24 protein-coding genes and 1 riboswitch are annotated in these 26,187 nt (G+C 50.6%); of the genes, 19 read left to right on the top strand and 5 right to left on the bottom strand.

All coding sequences use genetic code 11. The annotated features are described in order from the left end of the window. Window positions 1–3 precede the first annotated feature (3 nt). Window positions 4–1,221: a molybdopterin molybdotransferase MoeA gene (locus OFAG_RS10395; protein ID WP_020995257.1), complete on the top strand. Its 1,218-nt coding sequence runs from the start codon at window positions 4–6 to the stop codon at window positions 1,219–1,221. Then, window positions 1,218–1,475, top strand: coding sequence for a molybdopterin converting factor subunit 1 (gene moaD / locus OFAG_RS10390; RefSeq protein ID WP_005876187.1), 258 nt, complete (start codon window positions 1,218–1,220; stop codon window positions 1,473–1,475). The genes OFAG_RS10395 and moaD overlap by 4 nt, the downstream gene beginning before the upstream one ends. A gap of 97 nt (window positions 1,476–1,572) precedes the next feature. Here moaD and rpmG read toward each other — a convergent pair whose 3' ends face one another. Both rpmG and rpmB read right to left on the bottom strand, forming a co-directional pair. Continuing rightward, on the bottom strand, window positions 1,573–1,740 hold the full coding sequence (gene rpmG, locus OFAG_RS10385) for a 50S ribosomal protein L33 (protein ID WP_020995150.1): 168 nt from the start codon (window positions 1,738–1,740) through the stop codon (window positions 1,573–1,575). 35 nt (window positions 1,741–1,775) lie between these two features. Then, complete coding sequence (gene rpmB / locus OFAG_RS10380) at window positions 1,776–2,012, bottom strand: 50S ribosomal protein L28 (protein ID WP_020995151.1); 237 nt, start codon at window positions 2,010–2,012, stop codon at window positions 1,776–1,778. A gap of 330 nt (window positions 2,013–2,342) precedes the next feature. Here rpmB and OFAG_RS10375 point away from each other — a divergent pair, with 330 nt between their 5' ends. Further along, window positions 2,343–3,311 (top strand): C-terminal binding protein, encoded by a 969-nt coding sequence (locus OFAG_RS10375; protein ID WP_005876188.1) that lies wholly within the window; start codon window positions 2,343–2,345, stop codon window positions 3,309–3,311. 25 nt (window positions 3,312–3,336) lie between these two features. On the opposite strand, the gene OFAG_RS10370 is transcribed toward OFAG_RS10375, so the two are convergent. Beyond that, entirely contained in the window at window positions 3,337–3,723 is a 387-nt protein-coding gene (locus OFAG_RS10370) for a hypothetical protein (RefSeq protein ID WP_005876189.1), read from the bottom strand. Between the two features lie 534 nt (window positions 3,724–4,257). Between OFAG_RS10370 and OFAG_RS14395 the strand changes: the two genes are divergently transcribed. From OFAG_RS14395 to OFAG_RS10300, 12 genes are all read left to right on the top strand, one after another. Continuing rightward, a complete protein-coding gene (locus OFAG_RS14395; RefSeq protein WP_020995256.1) occupies window positions 4,258–4,512 on the top strand; it encodes a hypothetical protein in 255 nt (84 codons plus the stop codon). 406 nt (window positions 4,513–4,918) lie between these two features. Continuing rightward, a complete protein-coding gene (guaB, locus tag OFAG_RS10350) occupies window positions 4,919–6,382 on the top strand; it encodes an IMP dehydrogenase (protein ID WP_005876190.1) in 1,464 nt (487 codons plus the stop codon). A gap of 70 nt (window positions 6,383–6,452) precedes the next feature. Next, a complete protein-coding gene (gene guaA, locus OFAG_RS10345) occupies window positions 6,453–8,060 on the top strand; it encodes a glutamine-hydrolyzing GMP synthase (protein ID WP_005876191.1) in 1,608 nt (535 codons plus the stop codon). 699 nt (window positions 8,061–8,759) lie between these two features. Then, window positions 8,760–11,669 (top strand): bifunctional diguanylate cyclase/phosphodiesterase, encoded by a 2,910-nt coding sequence (locus tag OFAG_RS13045; RefSeq protein WP_005876192.1) that lies wholly within the window; start codon window positions 8,760–8,762, stop codon window positions 11,667–11,669. Between the two features lie 98 nt (window positions 11,670–11,767). Next, window positions 11,768–12,403: a 7-carboxy-7-deazaguanine synthase gene (gene queE / locus OFAG_RS10335; protein WP_020995255.1), complete on the top strand. Its 636-nt coding sequence runs from the start codon at window positions 11,768–11,770 to the stop codon at window positions 12,401–12,403. A 7-nt stretch (window positions 12,404–12,410) separates the two neighbouring features. Further along, window positions 12,411–12,869, top strand: coding sequence for a 6-carboxytetrahydropterin synthase QueD (queD, locus tag OFAG_RS10330; protein ID WP_005876194.1), 459 nt, complete (start codon window positions 12,411–12,413; stop codon window positions 12,867–12,869). Beyond that, the gene (gene tadA, locus OFAG_RS10325) at window positions 12,862–13,314 is read left to right on the top strand and encodes a tRNA adenosine(34) deaminase TadA (RefSeq protein ID WP_005876195.1); all 453 of its coding nucleotides are present in this window, start codon (window positions 12,862–12,864) and stop codon (window positions 13,312–13,314) included. The genes queD and tadA overlap by 8 nt, the downstream gene beginning before the upstream one ends. Before the next feature lie 97 nt (window positions 13,315–13,411). Continuing rightward, window positions 13,412–14,545: a muramoyltetrapeptide carboxypeptidase gene (gene ldcA / locus OFAG_RS10320; protein WP_335328967.1), complete on the top strand. Its 1,134-nt coding sequence runs from the start codon at window positions 13,412–13,414 to the stop codon at window positions 14,543–14,545. Window positions 14,546–14,581: 36 nt separating this feature from the next. Beyond that, window positions 14,582–16,180, top strand: coding sequence for an ABC-F family ATPase (locus tag OFAG_RS10315; RefSeq protein ID WP_020995253.1), 1,599 nt, complete (start codon window positions 14,582–14,584; stop codon window positions 16,178–16,180). An 83-nt stretch (window positions 16,181–16,263) separates the two neighbouring features. Beyond that, window positions 16,264–17,388, top strand: a complete 1,125-nt coding sequence (nadA, locus tag OFAG_RS10310) for a quinolinate synthase NadA (protein WP_020995252.1) — start codon at window positions 16,264–16,266, stop codon at window positions 17,386–17,388. After that, complete coding sequence (gene nadC, locus OFAG_RS10305; RefSeq protein WP_005876200.1) at window positions 17,385–18,245, top strand: carboxylating nicotinate-nucleotide diphosphorylase; 861 nt, start codon at window positions 17,385–17,387, stop codon at window positions 18,243–18,245. The genes nadA and nadC overlap by 4 nt, the downstream gene beginning before the upstream one ends. 57 nt (window positions 18,246–18,302) lie before the next feature. Beyond that, window positions 18,303–18,752 carry a molybdenum cofactor biosynthesis protein MoaE gene (locus OFAG_RS10300; RefSeq protein WP_005876201.1) on the top strand — a complete coding sequence of 150 codons (450 nt, stop codon included), beginning with the start codon at window positions 18,303–18,305 and terminating at the stop codon, window positions 18,750–18,752. A 36-nt stretch (window positions 18,753–18,788) separates the two neighbouring features. On the opposite strand, the gene OFAG_RS10295 is transcribed toward OFAG_RS10300, so the two are convergent. After that, complete coding sequence (locus OFAG_RS10295; protein WP_005876202.1) at window positions 18,789–19,316, bottom strand: chromate transporter; 528 nt, start codon at window positions 19,314–19,316, stop codon at window positions 18,789–18,791. Continuing rightward, entirely contained in the window at window positions 19,313–20,002 is a 690-nt protein-coding gene (locus OFAG_RS10290) for a chromate transporter (RefSeq protein ID WP_020995251.1), read from the bottom strand. Before OFAG_RS10290 ends, OFAG_RS10295 begins: the two co-directional genes overlap by 4 nt. Beyond that, window positions 19,978–20,050, top strand: a riboswitch (Fluoride riboswitch). Its footprint overlaps the gene before it by 25 nt. 131 nt (window positions 20,051–20,181) lie before the next feature. Between OFAG_RS10290 and crcB the strand changes: the two genes are divergently transcribed. The 4 genes from crcB (at window position 20,182) to OFAG_RS10270 (ending at window position 25,414) form a co-directional block, all read left to right on the top strand. Continuing rightward, window positions 20,182–20,559: a fluoride efflux transporter CrcB gene (gene crcB, locus OFAG_RS10285; protein ID WP_005876204.1), complete on the top strand. Its 378-nt coding sequence runs from the start codon at window positions 20,182–20,184 to the stop codon at window positions 20,557–20,559. Window positions 20,560–20,664: 105 nt separating this feature from the next. Beyond that, entirely contained in the window at window positions 20,665–23,259 is a 2,595-nt protein-coding gene (clpB, locus tag OFAG_RS10280) for an ATP-dependent chaperone ClpB (RefSeq protein WP_005876207.1), read from the top strand. A gap of 306 nt (window positions 23,260–23,565) precedes the next feature. After that, complete coding sequence (locus OFAG_RS10275) at window positions 23,566–24,684, top strand: SEL1-like repeat protein (protein ID WP_005876208.1); 1,119 nt, start codon at window positions 23,566–23,568, stop codon at window positions 24,682–24,684. 277 nt (window positions 24,685–24,961) lie between these two features. Further along, window positions 24,962–25,414 carry a GNAT family N-acetyltransferase gene (locus OFAG_RS10270; RefSeq protein ID WP_005876209.1) on the top strand — a complete coding sequence of 151 codons (453 nt, stop codon included), beginning with the start codon at window positions 24,962–24,964 and terminating at the stop codon, window positions 25,412–25,414. The last annotated feature ends 773 nt before the right edge of the window (window positions 25,415–26,187 follow it).

Below are 26,187 nucleotides of genomic sequence, written 5' to 3'. Positions count from 1 at the left end.
ATTATGCTGACAGTTGCTGAAGCGATTTCCAGACTGCTTGACAGTGTGTTGCCGATCCGTGAGACGGAAAGGGTTTCCCTTTCCGCGGCAAACGGCCGTGTTCTCGCAACGACGCAGTATTCCACTGTAACCGTTCCCGATACGGACAATTCGGCAATGGATGGATATGCCTTTCGTTTTGCCGATGTGAAGGGTACTGATACGGTATTGACGGTCAGGCAAAGAATACCCGCAGGCAGGCAAGGCGTGAAACTGGGAAAAAGCGAAGCCGCACGCATCTTTACCGGAGCGCCCTTGCCGGAAGGGGCGGATACCGTGATCCGGCAGGAATGGTGTTCGACAGAAGGCGACAAGCTGAAATTCCTGCGTTTCCCGGAAAAAGGCGATTCGGTCAGGCTGGCGGGCGAAGAGGTGAAAAAAGGAGAGCCGGTACTTTATGCGGGCACGCGTTTGCGAGCGCAACATCTCGGTGTGGCCGCTTCGGTCGGATTGACCGGTTTGCCGGTCGTGAGAAAACCGAAAGTGGCATTGCTGGTGACAGGGGATGAACTGCTTATGCCCGGCAATCCGCTTTTACCGGGAAAAATCTACAATTCCAACTATTATGTCTTGCGGGCCTTGCTGGAAGATTTCGGTTGCATGGTAACGGATGGCAAAACAGTTCCGGACAATTTGCACGCTACCTGTTCCGCACTGGCAAGTGCTGCGGATAGCCATGATCTGATTCTGACGTCCGGTGGCGTCTCGGTCGGCGAGGAAGACCATGTCAAAACCGCTATCGAAAGGGAAGGGAAGCTGCATTTCTGGAAAATCGCCGTCAAACCGGGAAAGCCGCTGGTATACGGTGAGATCGGCAAGGCCTCCCCGGGCAAAAAGGGCGTTCCCGTTATCGGTTTGCCGGGTAATCCGGTATCCGGTTTTGTGACTTTTCTGCTTTTTGTACGGCCTTATATTCTCAGGATGCAGGGAGTGCAAGACGTTGAGATGAAATCCGTACAGGTCAGGGCTGCCAATTCACACGACAGGCCCGACGAACGCCGCGAGTTCCTGCGTGCCAGACTGAACGGGGAGGGAGAAGCCGAACTGTTCGGCAATCAGGGGTCAGGAGTCCTCTCATCCATCGTGTGGGGAGATGGATTGATCGACAATCCTCCCGGCCGGACAATCAAGGCGGGAGACCGGGTAAAATTCATTCCTTTCAGCGAATTTTTCGGCCGATGAAAATCAGAGTGCGTTATTTTGCCAGCATCCGCGAGGCAGTAGGGATTTCCGAAGAATCAATTATATTGCCCGATCGGGTCAAAACGCTTGACGATCTCAGAGGTTACCTGATGGACAGGGGAACCATATGGCGTGAGGCGCTGGCGGAAGGAAACAGTCTGCGGATGGCTTGCCAGCTGAAAATGGCTGCTCCGGATACGCTTCTGACAGAAGGGTGTGAAGTGGCTTTTTTCCCGCCAGTGACGGGCGGATAAATATGCCGGTTGCCCATAAGATCGGGAGTACTTGAAAGAACCTATAGAAAAGCCAGCATGAAGCCGGCTTTTCCAGAGAAGAAAAGGAAACCGTGGTTTACTTGATCTTGGCTTCCTTGTAAGGGACATGCTTTCTTGCCTTGGGATCGAACTTCACAATCTCGATCTTCTCAGGCATTGTCCGCTTGTTCTTCGTTGTCGTATAAAAATGACCGGTACCCGCAGTGGATTCCAGCTTGATCTTTTCCCTACCTGCCTTAGCCATAACAAAAACCTCTCAAAAAACAGCCGACAACCGGCTCAAACCTTCTCACCGCGAGCACGCAAATCCGCCAGAACGGCCTCGATCCCCAACTTGTCGATCACCCGAAGCCCGGCATTGGAGACACGCAGGGAAACCCAGCGGTTTTCCGATTCGACAAAAAAGCGGCGATAGTGCAAATTCGGCATAAAACGGCGTCTCGACTTGTTATTGGCATGAGAAACCGTATTTCCTGACATGGGTTTTTTTCCCGTCACCTGGCAAACACGAGCCATGAAAACCTCCATAAAAAACAGAAGAGGGGATTCTAACTGAAAGACAAAAAAAAGACAAGAAAAAACAGGAACTTGTGCGAAACTAGTGTGTCACATAACATGAATATGCGACACATTTTCACAGAACAACCGGCTTATCCCTTCAATATCAACAGGATAAAACGGCCTCGCCTGAGAAAACGGGAAAAGAACGGCACCTTGGGTCTGTCTTTTTCGGCAAACTGGTGCAGTCCGGCTGCTTTCCAACTTTTTTGCGGGTTTTGAATATAATACTTCCCGTGAATGTCAGGCTTTGACTTATTTTTTTCACTCGAAAAGACAGGTGTCCTTATGACTGAGGCCATGATTGTTATTACCGATTGTAATCATGCCAACATTGACGAAGAAAAGGCCGTTTTTGAAGCGGCCGGGGTTCCCTACACGTTATGTCAGTGCAAAACGGAAGACGATCTGATTGCAAACTGTCAGGGGGCTGTATCCGTATGCAATCAGCGCGCTCCTTTTACCGAAAGGGTGTTTGCAGCGCTTCCCCGGCTGAAAATGATTGTCCGTTACGGGGACGGCGTCGATAATGTCGATCTTGAAGCCGCTACCCGTCACGGCGTGCAAGTGTGCAATGTTCCCGATTATGGCACTTCTGAGGTGGCCAATCATGCGTTGGCGCTGATGCTGGCGATTACCCGGAAAATATGCCAGGCCAATGATCAGGTCAGAGCGGGCAGGTGGAATTATGCGGAAATGGCGCCCATACAGCATCTTGCCAATATGACCGTCGGCATCATCGGACTGGGCCGTATTGGTCTTGCGTTTGCCAAACGGGTTCATGCTCTGGGTTGCCGGGTTATCGGCTTTGACATTTTTACCGATCACGTCAAGGGCGATCCCGACTGTTCATTTATTGAGCTGACTTCAGAAGCCGATGTGATCAGCCGGGCCGATGTGCTTTCCCTGCACTGCAGTCTGAATGCGCAGGACGCCAGAATGATGAATGCGGAAAGTTTTGGCAAAATGAAACAGGGAGCCTTGTTCGTCAATGTGACGCGGGGAGGATTGGTGGAAGAAGAAGCGCTGGCGGCTGCCCTGAAGTCGGGCCATCTGGCCGGGGCTGGCGTTGACGTAACCGGCAAGGAGCCGTTGCCGATGGACAGTCCGCTGCGTTCGGCCCCGAACCTGGTGATCACCCCGCATATGGCCTGGTATTCGGTGCAGGCCGAATCGAACCTCAAGACGCGTTGCGCTGAAGAAGCTGTCCGGGGATTCCGGGGAGAAAAACCGCGTTGTCCCGTTAACAAACTGTAGTTTCCTGCTGTGCCCAAATACGGATTCAACTGTCCGCTGTGCAGCCGGACGAAAATGTGTGGTTCATTCTTTCAATACCGGGCTTGCCGACAGCAAGCCCGGTACTTGTCGAGCGTTTCTGTACGGCAGGCAAAACGTTCTCATGTGCTTCTTCAATAATGTGCCTGTTAAGGGAATTGGCGGTTTCCGGATTGCGCATTTCGTAATGAACAGGATATTTCAGGGTATCGGAAAAAACGATCGCTCTTTGGGAAGAACGGATGCAATAACGGGCCAATTCTACAGTCGGTAGTGGATAGATAGTGGCTCCCGGCAAATCCGGTGTAATGAATTCAGGGATGGTTTGGTTAACCCTTATCAAGTAGCGGTAGGCGGAAAAATTGGGAACAAAGCCGATATGGCGGGCAAACATATGGGCCGTGTATGGCTTGCATTTGTCCAGTATTCCGGCGGTTTTCGTGAATTCCAGCCGATTTTTTCCGGAGGCTATGGCAGATTGCCATTTGGTGCTCTTGTCAAAATATGTTGATGAGATGCGGATGACATGAAATTGACGGGATTTTGTCTTTTGTCAGGAACGAGAGGATCTACTTGTAGGACGTCATACACAGGACGGGCACAGGTTTCAATGATTGTTTTCCTCTTAAACGAGGGCGCCATGCCAAAGGGGGGATCACATATGGAATTTCCGGAATATATCCCCCTTTTTCCGGATTGCTTCAGGTTTTTAGGGATACCGGCTACCGTTCCGCTCTTTTTATGAAATGCTCGCAGTCCGGGTGTACTTGCGTAATACACGCTTCAATCCCTGGCAACTTGTCAGCTTCTGTTTTTTGAAGTTTGTGAAAGCCTTTCTTTTGGGCCAGACAGGTTATGTTGTCGTTGCTGATCTTGCCACTTTTTGAAAGACAGGAATGTTTTTGCCGTCTGGCCTGCATGTGAAGCCATGTTTCAGGCCATTCAGTTGAAAACCGTTCAGGTTTTAGGGGGACACGTGTCCGATGAATTGATTATGAAACGGAATGGTGAAAAGAGAAGTTTCGCGAATAGAGGGACGCATGTTTTTCGGCATATACGTTTGCCGCTACCTGATCTGATTGGCTGCAGACCTGACACCGGCCTTGCGTTTTTTAATCCTTCTGTCATGAAGGGAGAACGTGATTTTCTTTTAAAGCCGATTGCCCGTTACGGCTTCTATTGAATGCGACTTTTAAGCAAGGTGACGTTTTTATAACCTGCATAGCCGGATGAAGGGTGTAAAGGGCAACAGGCGAGAAGTTGCTGCATTCTCCAAAACAGGCCGCTTTCACGGCATGTCATGGAATTCAGGCATTATCATTCCGGTGCAACATCGGATTACGGTATAAAGGCCGTCATGTTGCGCATGTTTTTTGTGAGTGTGTATTCGGCGTATCAAATGAAACAGAGCGCCGTTTTAATGGAGTACACTGTTGTCCGCATCTGATTTTGCCTATCGGTAAAAATATGACCGTTTCAGGTTTTTCGTAAGCCACAATACCGGTATGATTTTGCAAAATGCAAAAATTATGGTAGGCAATTTTTTGAAAAAATCTGTATAATCCTGTTTTGGACACATAGGAAATACCATGCGACTACTTAAAAAGGCACTCACGTTCGATGACGTGCTTCTCGTTCCGGCTTATTCCGCCGTTCTTCCCAAAGACACCAATCTGAAAACCCGTTTGACGAGAAATATCTCGCTGAACATTCCTCTGCTTTCCGCGGCGATGGATACCGTGACGGAATCGTCTCTGGCAATCGCGATGGCGCGACAGGGCGGTATCGGTATCATTCACAAGAATATGACCGCGCTTGAACAGGCGAGAGAAGTGGCCCGGGTCAAACGGTTCGAGGCAGGGGTCGTCACCGATCCGATCACTATTCCGCCGACCATGCGAATCCGCGATGTTATCGCTTTGTCCAGACAGCATGGCATCAGCGGTTTCCCGGTTGTGGAAGGCCGTTCGGTTGTCGGCATCATCACCAACCGCGACTTGCGTTTCGAGGAAGAACTGGATGCGCCTGTCCGCGACAAGATGACGCCGCGAGAAAAACTCGTTTACGTCAAGGAAGGGGCTTCGCTGGAAGAAGCCAAACGCCTGATGAACCGCAGCCGTCTGGAACGGGTACTGGTCGTCAATGACGCTTTTGAGTTGCGCGGTCTGATTACCGTAAAGGATATCCAGAAAACAAACGATTATCCGCTGGCTTCCAAGGACGGTTACGGAAAACTGCTGGCTGGTGCCGCCGTCGGTGTCGGACCGGACAATGATGAACGTATCGACTTGCTGGCCAAGGCCGGTGTGGATGTTCTGGTTGTGGATACGGCGCATGGCCATTCACAGGGTGTGCTCGACCGCGTCAAATGGGTCAAGACGCATTATCCAAATATTGAAGTCATTGGCGGCAATATCGCGACGGCAGAAGCGGCAAAAGCCTTGCTGGATCATGGGGCAGACGCCGTCAAGGTCGGCATCGGCCCCGGTTCCATCTGTACAACCCGTATCGTTGCCGGTGTCGGTGTTCCGCAGATCACCGCTATTTCAGACGTTGCCGACGCCTTGCAGGGTACTGGCGTCCCGTGTATCGCTGATGGCGGCATCCGTTTTTCGGGCGATATCGCCAAGGCGCTGGCCGCCGGCGCTTCTACCGTCATGATGGGCAGCATGTTTGCCGGTACCGATGAAGCGCCGGGCGAAGTCATTCTGTACCAGGGGCGCAGTTACAAGGCCTATCGCGGCATGGGCAGTGTCGGCGCCATGCAGCGCGGTTCGGCAGACCGTTATTTCCAGGATGAAGCGGAGCATCAGCCGGACAAGCTGGTCCCGGAAGGAATCGAAGCCCGTGTTCCCTACAAGGGCAGCGTCAATGCGATCATCTTCCAGCTGATCGGCGGTATCCGTTCTTCGATGGGGTATTGCGGTTGTCCCACGATCGACCAGATGCACGAAAAAGCGGCGTTTGTCGAAATCAGTTCAGCCGGCATGCGTGAGTCGCACGTTCATGATGTCCAGATCACCAAAGAGGCGCCGAACTACCGTCTTGAATAAAACCAGACAGGACAGGGCCGGTTTTTCCGGCCCTTCACGTTTTAAAAATCCGTTTTTACCAGAATTTTCCATGCATTCCAGAATACTCATTCTCGATTTCGGTTCACAGGTCACCCAGCTGATTGCCCGCCGTGTGCGGGAAGCGGGTGTTTTTTCGGAAGTCGTTCCTTATGATGTGTCTCCTGATTTTATTCGTGACTATGCCAGAGACGGTTCCCTGAAGGGGGTGATTCTGTCGGGGGGGCAGAACAGCGTGACAGAAAGCGATACGCCGCGTGTTCCGCAAGCCGTGTTTGAACTGGGCGTTCCCGTTCTGGGGATTTGCTACGGCATGCAGGCCATGGCGGCGCAGCTGGGGGGGAAAGTTGAAAACGGCAAAGTCAGGGAATTCGGTTATGCCGAGGTCAGGACACGCCATCACACCAGACTGCTGGAGGGGATTGCCGATTCCATTCTGGATGACGGCACAAATCTGCTGAAGGTCTGGATGAGCCATGGCGACAAGGTGACGGAAATCCCGCCGGGCTTTGTTATCATGTTGTCCAACGATGCCTGTCCGATTGCCGGGATGGCCGATGAATCCAGAAGGTTTTACGCCCTGCAATTCCACCCGGAAGTCACGCACACGGTGCAGGGAAAAGCGATTATCAATCGTTTCGTGCACGATATCTGTGGAGCGAAAGCGGATTGGAACATGCCGGATTATGTGTCCGAGGCGATTGAATCCATACGAAAAAAAGTAGGAAAAGACGATGTCATTCTCGGCTTGTCAGGCGGGGTCGATTCCAGTGTTGCCGCTGCGCTGATTCATCGGGCTATCGGCGATCAGTTGACCTGCGTTTTTGTCGATCATGGCCTTTTGCGGCTGAATGAAGGCAAGACGGTCATGGACATGTTCGCAAAAAATCTGGGCGTCAAAGTCATTCATGTCGATGCCTCGGAACAGTTCATGAGCAAGCTGGCGGATGTCACCGATCCGGAAGAGAAACGGAAAATCATTGGGCGGGAGTTTGTCGAAGTTTTCCAGAACGAAGCGGGAAAAATCAGCAATGCAAAATGGCTGGCGCAGGGAACGATTTATCCCGATGTCATTGAAAGTGCCGGAAAGGGCAAAAAGGGACAGACCATCAAGAGCCACCATAATGTCGGCGGTCTTCCGGACACGCTGAATTTGCAATTGCTGGAACCGTTAAGAGAGCTTTTCAAGGATGAAGTGCGGGAACTGGGGCTGGCTTTGGGATTGCCTCGTGAAATGGTGTATCGCCACCCGTTTCCCGGGCCCGGACTGGGTGTTCGCATTCTGGGAGAAGTCCGGAAAGAATACGCGGATCTGTTAAGAGAAGCGGATGCGATATTTATTGAGGAGTTGTGGAAAACACCGTCCGGTACAGTATCCGAAAAAGGAGCGCCGTTGAGCTGGTACGATGCGACCAGTCAGGCATTTGCCGTTTTTCTGCCAGTCAAGTCGGTAGGCGTAATGGGCGACGGGCGCACATATGAATATGTCGTTGCCTTGCGCGCCGTGCAGACACAGGACTTCATGACTGCTCATTGGGCGCATTTGCCGCATGAATTGCTTGGAAAGGTTTCAAACCGTATCATCAACGAGGTGCGCGGCATCAATCGGGTGGTTTACGATATTTCAGGAAAACCGCCCGCCACAATTGAGTGGGAATAAGCGGTTTTTTCCGATTTTTTAAAAACCCCGTCTTTCGAGACGGGGTTTTTTGTTGTTAAGTGTTTTTATTTGTAAAGGAAAAGTAAAGTCTTTGAAAGATTTTTTCAGTTTTTTGATACATATACTGTGCTTTTTTACAGTGTGGAAAACTATTCCCGTGAGAATGTTTTTTTGAAAGAGTTTCATCCATTTCTTTTTTTTTTTTTTTTTGCGATAAAAAACTTAAATTTTTTACAATTAAAAAAGAATTGGAAATCCGTTTTCAGGATTATTGTTAAAAGTTGTTTCTATTCGTGAATTCATTTGAAATGGTGAATTTAATGCCATTTTTATAATAAATAATAGCCTAAAAAAGCAGGGGAAAATTTTTTATTTTTATATAAAATAATAATAAACCAAACAGAAATAATTTTAAATAATATTAATCAAAAAAAAGACACATTTTCAAATGAAAAAGTTGTAAATTTAATGTTTGGGTATTGCGAATGGTTTATTTATTGGATATTTCATGATTTAAATCAAAAGTTGTTTCAGCGAAAAAATTATTATTTTTTTTCTGGCAATTTTTTTGGACTGGTTTGCCGGTTGACCGAAAAAGCGACATGGAAAATTCCTGAAATGGCCTTCTTGAATTCGCAATAGTGTCTGTTAGTCAAAGAGAATCATGTTCTCTACATTGGAAAGAAAGAATCCTGAAAGATGCTGAGTTACATTTCTGATATTAATGTGAAGGAAAAAGGGCGGAAAGCGTTCAGTTCTTTAACATGCGGCATGATGTGCTGTTTTCTCCTGTCAGTAAGTACTTTGATTGTTTTGTTTGTTTTCGATTCCATAGATGGAATTGTCGATTTTGAAATCTATATAAGGTATCTTTTTTCGTCTTCTGTCGTATTGCTGTTTTCCATTGTCGCCGTTTATTCATTCCGCTTTTTTCCGGCTGCCAGATCGGGAATCGCCGCAAACATCCGTTTTTCGGTCTTTACAATCAGAAAACACTTTCCTCTTTTTTTTGCGGCTGCCGCCATTATCATCGTGATGGCTTGTATCGTTTTTGCTTTCCTTGCAAAGGATCAGACTGAAAGTTTCGATGGAAGTCTGATGCAGATTGCAAAACTTCAGGTAAAGCATGTCAATGACTGGAGAAGCAGGCAGGTTCATCTTGCCAACAATGATCAGGAAAAGCGTTTTTCCTGGTCAGGCAACACACTTGATTCCAGGAAGGCCACAGATTATCTGGTAAATGGAAAGCACGCTTTTGAAGCCGATATGGCCAGTCTGGACATTCACCACAACAATATGCTTTTTTCGCTTGTCGGACGGTACGATTTTTCCAGCGTACTGAAAGACAAACGGGTCTGGATGGGGCCACTGAAAAAGATGACCGATATAAACGGCAAATCGCTTGATCTTTTGACGATGTATATTCCTTTCCTGAAAGAAACGGCGAAAGGAAAGGAAGCCGGCGTCCAGTTACATTATCTGGATCCTTCAGAATCGCTGATTCCACTGTTGTCAGTATGGCCGACAACAGGAAAAACATCCCAGGCTTTTTTATTCAGCAGACAAGGTGAGGAAATCATGATTTTGCGCAATTCGTCCAAGGATCATGTCGTTTATCCATTGAAGCTGAACGAACCGGGACGGGAGCAATGGCTCAGGAAAATAAGTGAAACACGGCAGGGGATTTTTCATGAGCTGGATTACCGGGGAAAAAGAGTCGTCGGCTATATCGAGAAAATACCCGATTCGGACTGGTCGTTGATGATCAAGCTGGATGAAAGGGAAGCATACGGTCATATTCGGCAAATGGGGAGCTATATTCTTTTGATCGCTTTTTTGCTGACCGTCACAACAGGTTCGGCGATTTTCTTTATATTGCGTCACCGGCACATGCAACATCAAACGGAGCGGCTGAAAATGGGATTGAAACAGAAGGCGTTACGCCAGCATTATGATTATCTGAGCAAGTTTGCCAATGATGTCATTATTTTGATGGACGGGACCGGAACGGTAATTGAAGTGAATGATCGCTCGGAAAAAATGTTCGGCAAAGTACGGTCTGAATTGATAGGAAAAAATATCAGGACGGTTTTCGATCTGAAAGACGATTTTGCTTTTGAAGAAAAATGGGGTGAACTGCAACAGGAAAGGAGTCTGATTTTTGAAGCGTACGGCCAACATGCCAATGGGAGTATTTTTCCGGTTGAAATCAGTTCGCGCGTTATAGAGGCGGAAGGCCGGCTATTCATCCAGTTCATCATAAGAGATATTTCAGAAAAGAAAAAAGCCGAAGAAACGGTCTGGCGCCATGCCAATTTTGATCAGATTACCGGCCTGGCGAACAGACGGATGTTTTCGGAAAGACTGTTTTTCGAAACGCGCAAGGCGCAGAGAACGGGTGCATCGGTCGCTTTGATGTTTCTCGATCTCGATCATTTCAAGGATGTCAACGATACGTTGGGGCATGGTGCTGGCGATACCCTCCTGAAGGAAGCGGGCGACAGGCTGACGCGTTGTGTTCGCGAAACCGATACTGTCGCGCGGCTGGGTGGCGACGAGTTTACGGTTATTTTGACCGATCTGGCTGACTTCCGGGATGTCGAACGCGTTGCCCAGAATATTCTTGACGAGCTTTCGGAACCGTTTACGCTTGAAGGACAGCCGGTTCATATTTCTGCCAGTATCGGCATCACGTTTTTTCCGGAAGATGCCGCCGATACGCACGATCTGATGAAAAATGCCGATCAGGCCATGTATGCCGCCAAGAGCATGGGAGGCAACCGGTACCATTATTTCACCCAATCAATGCAGGAAGCGGTTCAGCAAAGAATGCACATGATCAACGATTTGCATGGGGCGCTGGAAAACAATCAGTTTGAAACCGTTTTTCAGCCGATCGTTGATCTGAAAACCGGGGAAATCTGTCGCGCCGAAGCGCTGATACGATGGCACCATCCTGTACACGGCGTGATCAATCCCGCTTCCTTTGTGCCACTTGCGGAAGACACAGGACTGATACAGGCTTTTGGCGACTGGGTTTTTCTGGAAGCGGCACGGCAGGCAGCACGGTGCAGGAAATACATTCCCGGTTTTCAGGTCAGCGTCAATATTTCGCCAGTCCAGTTCAAAAACGGCGGGATCAATACGGATGTCTGGTTTGCCCATCTGAAAAGTCTGGAGCTTCCTCCGCAAGCCATTGTGATTGAAATTACCGAAGGCCTGCTGCTGGAAATTGACGAAAGTATCGCGGACCAGTTACTGGCTTTGCGCGATGCGGGCATGGAAGTGGCGCTGGACGATTTCGGCACCGGGTATTCGTCACTGGCCTATCTGAAAAAACTCGATATCGATTATGTGAAAATCGACCAGATGTTTGTAAAAAACCTGACAATTACCGAAGAAGACAGGGTACTGTGTGAAGCGATGACACTGATGGCGCATAAACTCGATATTGCCGTGATTGCCGAAGGAGTGGAGACGCTGGCGCAGTTGAAAATGCTGTCTTCTTTCGGTTGCGATTGTGTGCAGGGGTATTACATATCCGGGCCGGTCGGAGATCAGGAATTTGAAGAATTGCTTCAGGCAACGCATAAAATGGAACTGTACTGACGCCAGAACTGGAAGAAGCCCCTGAAACGGTGACGAAAAGCCGAATAGATGAGAAAATAGACGTTTGTGTTTGTCTGTTCGGTCGCCGGAGTTGGGTTTTGGCTTATAGCGTCAAGGAAATTTTTTATACTTTGCAGGGAGAAGGCGCCCGTACCGGTCGCCCGGCTGTTTTCTGCCGCTTTTCCGGATGCAATCTCTGGTCGGGGCGTGAGCAGGATCGTGCCCGGGCCATATGCCGGTTTTGCGATACCGATTTTGTCGGAACGTCGGGAGAACGGGGAGGCAAATTTCCGGAGGCGGAAAAACTGGCGTCGGTTATTATTTCGCTGTGGCCCCGGGAACACGCTGAAAACCGTTATGTGGTCTTTACCGGCGGTGAGCCGCTTTTGCAGCTGGACAGGCCGCTGATCGGTATCATGCATCGGGCCGGTTTTGAGATTGCCATCGAAACCAACGGAACGATTCCTGTTCCGGAAGGGGTCGACTGGGTTTGTGTCAGTCCGAAAGTCGGTTCGACACTTGTCGTGAAAAGCGGAGACGAACTGAAAGTCGTCATTCCGCAGGCCGGCCAGAATCTGGCCGATTACGAAGATCTGTCTTTTTCGCATTTCTACGTTCAGCCGATGGATGGGGAAAACCGGGAACGAAACATTAAAATGGCGATTGATACCTGTTTGAAAAATCCGAAATGGAAGCTCGGCTTGCAAACACATAAATATTTACAGATACCCTGATATTTTCATGTTAACGATTACCCGAAAACTCGAATTTGATGCCGGTCACCGGATTCCCGACCATCACAGCCAGTGCCGGAATCTGCATGGGCACCGTTATGTTTTGCATATTACGCTGGAAGGTGATCCGCTCATGAAAGAGGGCGATTCCGGCAATGGCATGATTCTCGATTTCTCGGAAGTCAAGAAGCTGGCGGAAACGCATCTCGTTTCCCATTGGGATCATGCTTTTCTGGTTTATGAAAAAGATCGGCCCGTCAGGGAGTTTCTTGACAGTCTGCCCAATCACAAGACAGTCGTTTTGGATCGTGTCCCGACCGTGGAAAACATGGCGCAGGTGGCGTTCGATACCCTGAAAAATGTTTATGAAGGTTTTTACGGCAAGGCGCTTGTTCTGAAAAGCGTGCGGATTTATGAGACGCCGAATTGCTGGGCCGAGGTGACGGCCGATTCTGTTCATGACTGACGATGTTTTCATGCGTGCCGCGCTGGATCAGGCGGCACTGGCAAAGGAAGCGGGAGAAGTTCCGGTCGGCGCGGTGGTGGTACTGGAAGGCCGTGTTATCGCAAGCGGTTTCAATTGTCCGATTTCAAGACACGATCCGACAGCGCATGCTGAAATCATGGCATTGAGAAATGCCGCGAAAATCTGCGGGAATTACCGTTTGCCCGCTTGCGAACTCTATGTCACGCTTGAGCCTTGTTCAATGTGTGCAGGCGCCATGATTCACGCGCGGCTGAAACGGGTCGTTTTCGGGGCGTTTGACCCCAAAACGGGAGCCTGCGGCAGTGTCGTGGATCTCTTTGGACAAAAGGAACTGAATCACCATACAACGGTAACAAGCGGGGTTTTGCAGGATGAATGTTCCCTGTTGCTGAAAATGTTTTTTGCCGAACGACGGAAAAAATGAAGGAAATTCCGGCAGGCGGGGAATCGGTATAGCGGATCCATGGAGCTGAAAAGATCGGTAAACCGGCTCTCCGATTCGTCCGCTTTGGCTGAGGCCCATGAACATGAAAAAATTTGTCGTTATGCTGCTTTTATGGGCAATTGTTCCGCTACATGCCGTTGGGGCATTCCAGCCGGAAGCGGAAACGTCTGTGAATGCAGGCCTTACGGCTGAAGCCGGTACCGGCAATGGAAATGGTGTATCCGGTTTTTCTTCAGGACATTCTTCCCTCTTTCGGGGAAAACAGGAAGACAGGCAGGCAGGGCATGGAAGGCAGAAAAGAGTGATGAACGCAAGAAAAATCGGTATTGCCATTGTGGCGCCTGGCGGATACATTCCTGCTGCCGAACTGCAGCGTGGACTCGAAACCCTGAAATCGCAAGGGTATCAGGTTTTCAATTATTATCATCCTGAAAAACGTTACCAGCGTTTTGCGGCGACCGACAAGGAAAGGGCGGCGCAAATTGAACAGGCGGCATCCAATCCGGAAGTGAAGATCGTCATGGCCTTGCGGGGAGGGTATGGAACGACGCGGCTTTTGCCCGAACTCGATTTCGCCGGTCTGGCGAAAAGCGGGAAACTCTTTGTCGGTCACAGCGATTTTACGGCTTTCGAAATGGCGTTGTTGAAGCAGGGAGGCACCAGTTTTGCCGGCCCGATGCTTCACCCTGACCTGACACGGCAAGATTTGAGTGAATTTACGCTTGGCCATTTTGAAAAATGCATGATATCGCCGGATAGCTCGGTGAAATGGCTTTCACGGGACAATCCCGATATCGATGTCGAAGGGGTATTGTGGGGCGGCAATCTGACGATGCTGGCGCATTTGACGGGAACCCCGTGGATGCCCGATATTTCGAGCGGAATCCTGTTTGTGGAAGATATCCACGAACAGCCTTACCGGGTTGAACGGATGTTGCTGCAACTGGATGAAGCCGGTATCCTGAAAAAACAGAAAGCGCTTGTCCTGGGGCAATTTACGGAATTCCGGGCAGCCGATTACGATAACGGATATGATTTTCAGGCAATGCTGGCATGGCTGCGCTCGCGTCTGACGATTCCGGTTCTGACAGGTTTGCCGTTCGGACATGTCAAAGACAAGGTCACCTTGCCTGTCGGGGCACATGCCCGCCTGTTGTCACGCAAGGGCGCTTCCGAACTTCATTTGAGCGATTATCCTGTGGTTTGGTAAAATATCCGGTTTTACCGCTATCGTTAAGGGATAACCGTGCTCTCTACTGCCAATATCACGATGCAGTTCGGCCCGAAGCCGCTGTTCGAAAATATTTCCGTCAAATTCGGCGAAGGAAACCGTTATGGCCTGATCGGGGCGAACGGTTCCGGCAAATCCACTTTCATGAAAATTTTGGGCGGCGATCTGGAACCGACTTCCGGTACTGTCACGCTCGATTCGAACGAACGCCTCGGCAAATTGCGACAGGACCAGTTCGCCTATGAGGACATGCGTGTTCTCGATGTCGTCATGATGGGGCATACGGAAATGTGGCAGACCATGGCGGAACGCGATGCCATTTATGCCAATCCCGACGCGACAGACGATGATTATATGAAAGCGGCCGAACTGGAAGCGAAGTTTGCGGAATACGACGGGTATACGGCAGAAGCGCGGGCGGGCGAGTTGCTCCTGGGCGCCGGTATCGCTCTGGAACTTCACGACGGCCCGATGAGTGCCGTGGCGCCGGGCTGGAAATTGCGTGTTTTGCTGGCGCAGGCGCTTTTTTCCGATCCGGATATTCTGCTTCTTGATGAGCCGACGAACAATCTTGACATCAATACTATCCGCTGGCTGGAAAATGTATTGAACGAACGCGATTCCACCATGATCATCATTTCGCATGACCGGCATTTTCTGAATCAGGTCTGTACCCATATTGCCGACATGGATTATGGAACCCTGAAAGTCTATCCCGGCAATTACGACGATTATATGCTGGCGTCTGCACAGGCCAGGGCGCAGCAACAGGCCGCCAATGCGAAAGCAAAGGAACGCATCGCCGAATTGCAGGAATTCGTCCGCCGGTTTTCGGCCAATAAATCCAAGGCCAGACAGGCGACTTCCCGCGCCCGCCAGATCGACAAGATCAAGGTCGAAGACGTCAAGCCTTCCAGCCGTGTCCATCCCTATATCCGTTTTGAAGCGGGCAAAAAATTGCACCGGCTGGCCGTCGAAGCCGAAAAGCTGTCCAAATCCTATGACCGCCGGATATTCGGCAATCTCGATATCACGATCGAGGCAGGCGAGAAAGTAGCGATTATCGGGGCCAATGGCGCCGGTAAAACGACGCTTTTGCGTTGTCTGGGCGATGCGGTCTGCAAGATGAAAGCGGATTCCGGTACGGTCAAATGGGCCGAACATGCCGATATCGGTTACATGCCGCAGGATTCGGGCGAAGAGTTTGAAAACGATCTCAATCTGACGGAATGGATGACCCGTTTCACGCGGGAAGGGGACGACGACCAGACTGTCCGTTCGATTCTGGGAAGATTGCTTTTTTCAGGTGACGAGGTCAAAAAACAGGCAAAGGTTTTGTCAGGCGGTGAAAAGGGCCGGATGATGTACGGCAAGCTGATGCTGGGCCGTCATAACGTGATGTTGATGGATGAGCCGACCAACCATATGGATATGGAATCCATCGAAGCGTTGAATATCGCGCTGGAAAAATATACGGGAACCCTGCTGTTTGTATCGCATGATCGTGAATTCGTGTCGTCTCTGGCCAGCCGGATTATTGAAATCAGGGAGGGCGAAATGATCGATTTCAAGGGGAATTACGAAGAATATCTGGGCAGTCAGGGTATCGAGTAAAACGGATGGCGCTGTTTTCCTGACAAGTTTCCCTGTTTGTGCGATAGTTGAAACCTGTGCGTTTAATTTTTTCGGTCAATAAAATGCAAGATTCTGATATCAAGAAAGTGGAATACGATCTGCCTCAAATGCAGAGCGGAGCGGTTTGTGTGGCCAACGCCTGGGCGCGGGTGCCTGCCGAATTGTCCGTGCAGCGAAAAGAAGAACTGAAAGACCGGATCCGGCGTCTGTTGAAAGAAAAAAATGCGACGCTGGTCGCGCACTATTATGTCGATGGCGATATTCAGGACCTGGCTGAAGAAACCGGAGGGTGCGTTGCCGATTCGCTTGAAATGGCCCGTTTCGGTCGCGACAATCCTGCGCAGACACTGGTGGTTGCCGGTGTGCGCTTTATGGGCGAAACGGCAAAAATCCTTTCTCCGGACAAGAAAATCCTGATGCCCGATCTGGACGCTTGCTGTTCTCTCGATCTGGGTTGCCCGATCGAGGAATTCACGGCTTTTTGCGACGCCCATCCGGACCGGACGGTGGTCGTTTACGCCAATACGAGCGCAGCGGTCAAGGCGCGAGCCGACTGGATGGCGACGTCGTCTATCGGACTGGATATCGTGAAGCATCTCCATGCGCAGGGCAAAAAGATTTTGTGGGGGCCTGATCGTCATTTGGGCAGTTATATTCAGGAACAGACCGGGGCCGACATGCTTTTGTGGCAGGGATCGTGTCTTGTGCACGACGAATTCAAGGCAGCGGAACTGGCTTTCATGAAAAAAGAATATCCGGACGCAAAGGTACTGGTGCACCCTGAATCGCCTGCCTCTGTCGTGGCATTGGCGGATGTCGTCGGATCCACGTCCCAGATCATCAATGCGGCACGAAACATGGCGGCACAGACTTTTATTGTGGCTACCGACAAGGGCATTTTCCACAAGATGCAACAGGCCGTTCCGGGCAAGACGCTGATCGAGGCGCCGACAGCCGGCAACGGCGCGACCTGCAAGAGTTGCGCACAATGTCCCTGGATGGCGATGAATTCCTTGTCGAATCTGGCAGAAGTGCTCGAAAAAGAGCATAACGAAATATCGGTCGATCCTGAAATCGGCAAAAAAGCGATTGTCTGTATCCAGCGGATGCTCGATTTCGCCGCCGAACATAAAAACAGGCCACAGGGCAGGGAAGCCGTGCTGACTTCCGGCATGGGGGCGGCATGAAACACCGCAGTATATTCGGGTATGGCATGCTGGAAGCGACGATCGCGACCAATATTGAAGCCGCGCTTGTCGAGGATATTGGAGCCGGTGATCTGACGGCTTCGCTTCTTCCGGAAAATGAAACGGTTTCCGCGCGTGTAATCGTGCGGGAAGAGGCCGTGCTGTGCGGGATTCCCTGGTTTGAAGGGGTCATGAACGCCCTGGATTCACGCGTCCGGATCGAGTGGGGGTATCGGGAGGGCGATTTGATGGAAGCGGGAAGTGAAGTATGCCGTATGACCGGTTCCGTGCGTTCTCTCCTCACCGGGGAGCGCACGGCCCTGAACTATCTGCAACTGCTTTCGGCGGTAGCCACAGCGACAAGAATGTATGTCAGGCTGGTGGCAGGCACGTCCGCGAAAATTTACGATACGCGGAAAACCCTGCCGGGTTTGCGCGTGGCGCAAAAATATGCCGTCTCTGTCGGTGGGGGAGAAAATCAGCGTATGGCCTTGTACGATGCCATCCTGATCAAGGAAAATCACATTGCCGCCGCCGGCGGCATCCGTCAGGCGTTGGAAGCAGCGTTCAAACACAGGAATGTGCCGGTTCAGATCGAGGTGGAAACACTTGAACAATTGAAGGAAGCGCTGGAGGCGGGCGCAAAATCGATCATGCTCGACAATTTCAGTCTGGAAAAAATGCGTGAGGCTGTCCGGATTGCCAAAGAGTCGAAAACAGGGGCGGTACTTGAGGCTTCGGGTGGAATTGATCGGGGGACGGTTCGCGCCATTGCCGAAACGGGGGTGGACAGGATTTCGATAGGGGAATTGACCAAAGATATAAAGGCGACGGATTTTTCCATGCGTATTGTCTGAAAGGCATTCCCGCAGAACATTCGAATCCGTTTTGGTTGGCTACAATAAAAGATACTCATGATATCCATACACGTCCAGACCGGGGATTTCGATTTGACGGAAGAAGTGAACCGTTTGCGTTCAGATCGTCGCGATATCGGGGCGGTTGTATCGTTTCTCGGAACGGTTCGGGACATTCACGGGGATGAAACCGTTTTGTCCATGGAACTGGAGCACTATCCGGGCATGACGGAGCAGGTACTTCAGGAAATCGCCGAAGAGGCGTGCCGGCGCTGGGACGTGATGGATCTTGCTGTGATTCACCGCGTCGGGAAACTGGAGCCATCCGACCAGATCGTGCTGGTCGCTGCCGGTTCGCGGCACCGGGGTGAAGCATTCCGTGCCTGCGAGTACGTCATTGATCAGCTGAAAACGCGGGCGCCTTTCTGGAAAAAGGAAGAAACGCCGGAAGGTTCCCGCTGGGTAGCGGCGAAACCGGACGATGAAACGGCCAGCCGGAAATGGTAAAGTGCCGGTATGTTGGCCATGGATGTTTTTGCCGTATCAGTACAGCGCCAGACCGGCGGCCCCTGCAAGACAGATCATCAGGATCGGGTGCAGCCTGAATTTCCAGCTCAGCAAAAATGCGGCGGCAAAAATCAGCACGCTTTTATAGTCGATGAAGTTGTCGCCGTTCATGAGAACCAGTGCGGCGGCGGCAATCAGTCCTATGGTGACCGGGCGAAGGCCGGTAAAGGCGGCAGAAACATAGCGGTTTTGCCGGAACCGGACAAAGAAAACCGAAATCAGCAGGACCAGAATAAAAGACGGCAGGGAAACGGCAAATGTCGCCAGAATGGCTCCCCAGACGTTCCCCGTTACGGTATAGCCTATATAAGTCGCGCTGTTGATGCCGACAGGCCCGGGCGTCATCTGGGAAATCGCGATAACATCGGTGAATTCGGCCAGCGTCAGCCAGTGGTATTTGTCCACGACTTCATGCTGGATCAGGGACAGCATGGCATATCCGCCGCCGAATCCGAAAATGCCGATCTTGGTATAGGCATAAAAGAGTTGCCAATAGAGGGTCAACGGTTTCTCCTTTTGCTTCGGATCCTGTTTTTCAGCCACCCGGTATAGAGCAGGCCGCCGGCGATGCCCAGACAGACGATCCATACCGGTGACACGCCCAGCAACCAGATCGACAGCGCGGCCAGTGCGGGAAAGACCAGTTCCATCCGGGAGAGTTTCATCGCTTTTGCGGCAGTGATGCAGGGAACCAGAATAAGGGCGACGACAGCCGGACGGATGCCGTTGAAGATTTTGATTACCCAGACGCTTTCCTGATACTGTCTGAAGAAAAGGGCGATTGCCAGCATGGTGACAAAGGCGGGAAGAATGCAGCCGAGCGCGCTCCAGATTGCTCCCCATACGCCCTTGATTTTATGCCCGACGAATATGGCGATATTGACGGCAAAGACTCCCGGCAGCGATTGCGTCACGGCCAGCAGATCGATGAATTCGTCGGGTTCCAGCCAGCCGCGGCTCACGATATCCCGTTCGATCAGCGGAATCATGGCTTGCCCTCCGCCAATCGTGAACATGCCGATTTTGGCGAACGCCAGAAAGAGAATGAAATAATGCATGCCGAAATGAATGCCGTTTGGCCCGGTTAACAGAGTGATGATACCGGAGTTGCAGGGGACGTGCGAGAAAACGGTATTGTGTTCCGGCTGTTTGGAGATTATGATTTCAGACTCAAGGTGATGGTGTTCCACCTTTCCCAACCGCCACGGTTATTTGTGGCTGATGACGCCTGATTTTTTCACCGGAGCGGTGAGGATATCGGTGCGTCTGTCTTTTGTTCCCCCGTTTCCTGGCCTTCCGGTTTTCTTTCATTTGTCCCTGAATGAAGGGACAGATATTTTTTGAACCGACAAACAAGGAAGGGGTTTCAATGAGCTGGCTTGCGGTAGGTCTGGGCGCGGCAATCGGCGCCTGGTTAAGATGGGGCCTGGGAATGCTGATGAACAGCATTCATCAGCATATTCCGCTGGGAACGCTTGTCGCCAATCTTTCCGGTGGATACGTCATCGGTCTGGCAATGGCGTTTTTTTACGGACACAACGGCATCAGTCCGGAGTGGCGGCTTTTCGCGATTACGGGTTTTCTGGGAGGTCTGACGACTTTTTCGACGTTTTCCGCCGAAACCGTTCTGATGCTCCAAAGGGGAGAGTATCTCTGGGCAGGTTTGCAGGTTGTTTTGCATGTCGCTGGCGCCATACTGTTGTGTATGGGGGGCTTTGCCAGCTACCGTTATTTTTCCGGACTTTGAAAGGGCGAAAATGTCGTTCTCTTTCCTTTTTTCGCAAGGTGAAAGTCTTGAAATAAGGCATGCTGATCCCAATATGGAAAAAATAACAGTTATAGGGAGATTGCAATGCGTCAAGACAAATTGACTACGAAGTTACAGGAAGCCATTGCAGATGCGCACAGTCTGGCAGTCGGTAACGATAACCAGTACATTGATCCGGTTCATCTGTTGACGGCTTTGCTGCAACAAAATGACGGCAGTACCAAGTCCCTTCTCCAGCGGGCCGGTGTGAATGTCAACAAACTTGCCGGTGCCCTGAAAACTGCCGTTGATCGGTTACCGAAAGTGACCGGTACAGGGGGAGATGTCCAGATCGGACGTGAATTGATGAATGTCCTGAATCTGGCGGACCGGGAAGCGCAAAAACGGAACGACCAGTTTATCGCCAGTGAAATGATTTTGCTGGCGCTTCTTGATGACAAGTCGGAAGCGGGACGTCTGGCGCGTGAAGCCGGCTTGTCGCGCAGCGCGCTGGAAGCGGCGATCAAGGCTGTCCGGGGAGACGCCAACGTCAATTCCGCCGATGCGGAAGGCCAGCGCGAAGCGCTTAAAAAATACACGATGGATCTGACCGAAAGGGCGCGCCAGGGCAAGCTGGATCCGGTGATCGGCCGTGACGATGAAATCCGCCGGGCCATTCAGGTCTTGCAGCGCAGGACGAAAAACAATCCGGTTCTGATCGGCGAACCGGGCGTCGGCAAGACGGCGATTGTCGAAGGGCTGGCACAGCGGATCGTCAACAATGAAGTGCCGGAAAGCCTGAAGGGCAAACGGGTGCTGGCGCTGGATATGGCCGCCCTGCTGGCCGGGGCGAAATTCCGCGGCGAATTCGAGGAACGCCTGAAAGCCGTGTTGAACGAACTGGCCAAAGACGAAGGGCAGGATATCGTCTTTATCGACGAAATCCATACGATGGTCGGAGCAGGCAAGGCCGAAGGGGCGATGGATGCGGGCAACATGCTGAAACCGGCGCTGGCGCGCGGTGAATTGCATTGCGTCGGTGCGACGACACTGGACGAATACCGCAAGTACATCGAGAAAGACGCCGCTTTGGAACGCCGTTTCCAGAAGATCATGGTGGATGAACCGTCGGTTGAAGATACGATCGCGATTCTGCGCGGCTTGCAGGAAAAATATGAAGTGCATCATGGCGTGGAAATTTCCGACCCGGCCATTATCGCGGCGGCGGAACTGTCTCACCGGTACATAACTGACCGGTTCCTTCCGGACAAGGCGATTGACCTGATTGATGAAGCGGCTTCGCGCATCAAGATGGAAATCGATTCCAAACCGGAAGTCATGGACAGGCTCGACCGGCGCATTATCCAGTTGAAAATCGAACGCGAGGCGGTCAAAAAAGAAACGGATGAAGCGTCCAGGAAACGCCTGGCCCTGCTTGAAGAAGAAATCGCGAAACTCGAAAAGGAATACGCCGATTACGATGAAATCCTGAAGGCGGAAAAGGCCGGGGTGGAAGGTTCGAAACACATCAAGGAAGAAATCGAAAAAATCCGCCTGCAGATCGAGGAAGCCAAACGCCGGGGCGATTACCAAAAGATGTCCGAACTGATGTACGGCAGATTGCCGGAGCTTGAAAAAGCGCTGGCAATGGAAAACGACAAGGATGCCAGGCTGGAACACGCCCATCCGAGGTTGTTGCGTACCGAAGTGGATGCCGAGGAAATCGCTGAAGTGGTTTCACGCGCCACCGGCATTCCGGTTTCCAAAATGATGCAGGGTGAACGCGACAAGCTGTTGCACATGGAAGACGAACTGCACAAACGCGTTGTCGGCCAGCATGAAGCGATTGTCGCGGTATCCGAGGCGATCCGCCGCTCGCGTGCCGGCTTGTCCGATCCGAACCGGCCATACGGTTCATTCATGTTCCTTGGCCCGACCGGTGTCGGTAAAACGGAATTGTGCAAGGCACTGGCCGGTTTCCTGTTCGATACCGAAGACGCGATGATCCGGATCGACATGAGTGAGTTCATGGAAAAACATTCGGTTGCACGGCTGATCGGCGCGCCTCCGGGATACGTGGGTTACGAGGAAGGCGGTTATCTGACCGAGGCCGTCCGTCGCAAACCGTACAGCGTCATTTTGCTGGATGAAATCGAAAAGGCGCATCCGGATGTCTTCAACGTGCTGTTGCAGGTGCTGGACGACGGGCGCATGACCGACGGTCAGGGCCGGACGGTCGATTTCAAGAATACGGTGATTGTCATGACCTCGAATCTGGGATCGCAACTGATCCAGTCAATGGGCGGCAGCGATCAGGGCCTGGTCAAGATGGCGGTGATGGAAGAAGTCAGGAAGCATTTCCGTCCGGAATTCATCAACCGCGTGGATGAAATCGTTGTTTTCCACGCTCTGGACGAAAAGAACATCGGCGCTATCGCGCGGATCCAGCTCGAACTGGTCAACAGGCGTTTGCAAAAGATGGATATGTCGATGGAAGTTTCCGATGCGGCGCTTCACAAGATTGCCGAAGCCGGCTTCGATCCGCTGTTCGGTGCCCGTCCGCTGAAAAGAGCGATCCAGAACCAGATCGAAAACCCGATTTCGAAGTATATACTGGAAGGCAGGTATGGCCCGAAAGATGTTATTGTGGTGGACGAAAAGGATGGAGAACTGGTATTCGACAAACGGACGGGAGATTGATAGTCTGTCTGTGAACGGTTTGTAAATTTGCCTCCTCGAGGTTTTGCCCGAGGGGGCATTTTTGTGGAAGCGAAAAAATAAAGAACAGACTGCTTACCCGTTCAGAGAGAAAAGCAATGCGCTTGCTATCATGGAAAATACCGTTTTTTCCTGAAAACCGGTAATCCGGTTGAGGCTGTACCGATACGCATAGTATGATGGACGGAAGTTCGGTTCTCCACTGCGGGAACAATTTGAATATGTCCGGTTTTACGTGTGTTTGAAAGGTATGGCCGGTTGCCAACTGGAGACCCGGGGCTGCGCACTATGGAAAATCGTGAAAAAAAATTCGCCGGTTTGTGTTTGTGCCTTTTCCTTGTTTTCATTTCGCCCTTGACCGTTTTTGCGAAAAACGGACCGGTGGGGACTGGCGAACGGAAAACGGCATCCTGGACGGATTACTTCAGCCGTTTCCTCGTTTTCTGGGAAAACGACAAAAGCCGGAAAGCGGATGAACCCGGTTCCAGTCCGGATGCCTGGAAAAATGTTCCGGTGAATTTCAGCGATTTCCTGCCGGATAATCTTCCCGGCATAGAGGAATACCGTCGGGCCATGCGTTACCGTCGCTGGGAAAACCGGCCTTCTCACACTGTGCAGGAAGTATATGATCTGTTTGGCCTGTCGGCCCGAAAAGGGAATGTGCTGGCCCTGATAAGGCAGTACGAAATGTATCTGGACAATCCGGTTTCAACCGAAAACGGGAATGGCTTTTTCAGGGAACAGCTGGCCGAAGCGTGCCGACAGGTTTACCCGGTTGCGGTAACCGGAAATCCGGACGCCCAATATTTGTATGCCCGTTATTGCGTGGATTTCAAAAGCGCGCAGGCCCAGTCATGGTACAGCAGGGCATTTCGGCAATACAAAAAGTTTGCCGATAAAAACGTGCCGTATGCCCAGTATATGACGGGTGAAATTTACCGGGCTTTCGGTGAAGAAAAGACGGCGCAGGAGTGGTACTTCATTGCGGCGAAAAACGGCAATGCCGATGCTGTCTGCCGGATAAAGCTGAATTTTTTTCATGAAAACGAAGTGTGGAAAAATCTGGGTTCTGAAAGCAGGGGAGACAATTCCTGCGCGGTTTATCAGGCCCTGAAACTAATCGCGCAAACCCACAATAATAAAGTCATCGCTTATGCGGCAAGGCAATTGCTGATGCAGATACCGACAGGATTCGCAAGCGAGGGATTTAATGCCGGCGGGTTCCATTTTTTTCCGCATAAAGACGTTGCCGCTATCATTAAGGAATTCCACAAAGAAGATATGACGGCTTCACAGAGAATGAAATCGGAAGCCTTGGTCGAAAAATATAGAAATAACAAGGCCGCTTTTATAGATGACTATCTGGACAAATTCGACTGGAACCGTTTAAGTCCGTTCGGGGATTGAGCGAATTCTGTATTTGCCAACAGCTCCTGTCTGTTGTTTTGCCTGCCAAGCCGCTGAAGCCGTTTCCTGATAAGACAGGAAAGCATGGCAAGCCGGCTTGCCGGTGTTGTTCGCGGTTTTTCACGGGGCAGGATAAGTTCTGCCTTGTTTTCCTTTCATAAAGCGGCCCATTGAAAGTCGTTTACCGAAATTCCGGAATTCGACTTTATTTCGTGCCGGACAGAGGATTGGGCGATCCGGTGAGACTTCAAGCCACACTCATGGATTTTATTGAAATATGGAAATAAGAAAATACCAATCTGATGATGTCTTGGAAATGGCCCGGCTTTTCTACAATACTGTCCATACCATAAATGCAAAAGATTACACCAAAGAGCAGTTGGATAGATGGGCAACAGGAAAAGTCGATTTGAAAAAATGGGACCGGTCTTTCCTGTCTCATTTTACTTGTGTTGCGGTCGAAAATAATGTCATTGCCGGCTTTGGAGATATAGACGAAAAAGGATATATTGACAAATTATACGTGCATAAGGATTTTCAGAGAAAAGGAATCGCCACTCTTTTATGCGATCAACTTGAAAGCACAGTCCATGAAAATACTGTCATTGTTCAGGCTTCCATTACCGCCAAACCGTTTTTTGAAAAACGGGGTTACAAAGTCATCACAGAACAATACGTTGAAAGAAAAGGAGTGCTTTTGAAAAATTATCTGATGGAAAAGGGACTTTAAAAAGTAAAATAGTCCGGTTCTGTTTACAGAAAAATAAAGGCAGTGGCAAAGAGGGTATTTGCTTTCTTGTCCTTCCTGTTTTATCTTCGTGAAAAATTAAAAAGGAAAACGGCGATACAGGATTTCAGGAAACATCTTTTTCCTTACAGCAAGGAATCAGCACATCAGTCATTGCGCCAGGATGTGCTTGTTACGGTTTTGCAATAAATGCCGGGTCACTTAAAAATGCTGTTCAGGCTGAGAGCAAGGCTTACACCTTTGCCGGTCAGAGAATGTCCGGTGTACGGCAAAATCGCGTTGCACTGTTTTCGGGTCATGAGACTGCCCGGAGGGTTCTGAGCATGGCTGTCAGAACGGTGACGATAAGATCAAGTCATTTCACGGTATATTTCGTTATAGCACAACCGCTGTTTTTGGCATCACGGCCTGGCCTGTAGTTCGTGATTTCCATTCGCGTAGAGAAATATCCAGTCCATATTTAAGCAAGCAGCGTTTTTGAGGTTGGCGTTTCGGTTTATGGCTTTTCCTGTTTTCTTGATAAAAAGCTGATAATTGACTCTAAAAGAACCGTCATTTTTCAAGTGAACTCATGATTAAAGAAGGAGGGAAATTTATTAATATGTTCTCTTAATTAATGTCTTGATTATTTTCCAGATTGGTCAGGGAAGAAAATGAATCCAGCTTTGAAGAAGGGGAAAATTATAATGAAGGCGAACGCCTTCCTTCGTATCCTCCCTGAACCGGAATCAAGAACCGGAAAGCGGCTGAGAAGA

Source organism: Oxalobacter paraformigenes (assembly GCF_000158475.2).
GTDB classification, from domain to species: domain Bacteria; phylum Pseudomonadota; class Gammaproteobacteria; order Burkholderiales; family Burkholderiaceae_D; genus Oxalobacter; species Oxalobacter paraformigenes.
This window is presented reverse-complemented; position numbering and strand designations above follow the sequence as displayed.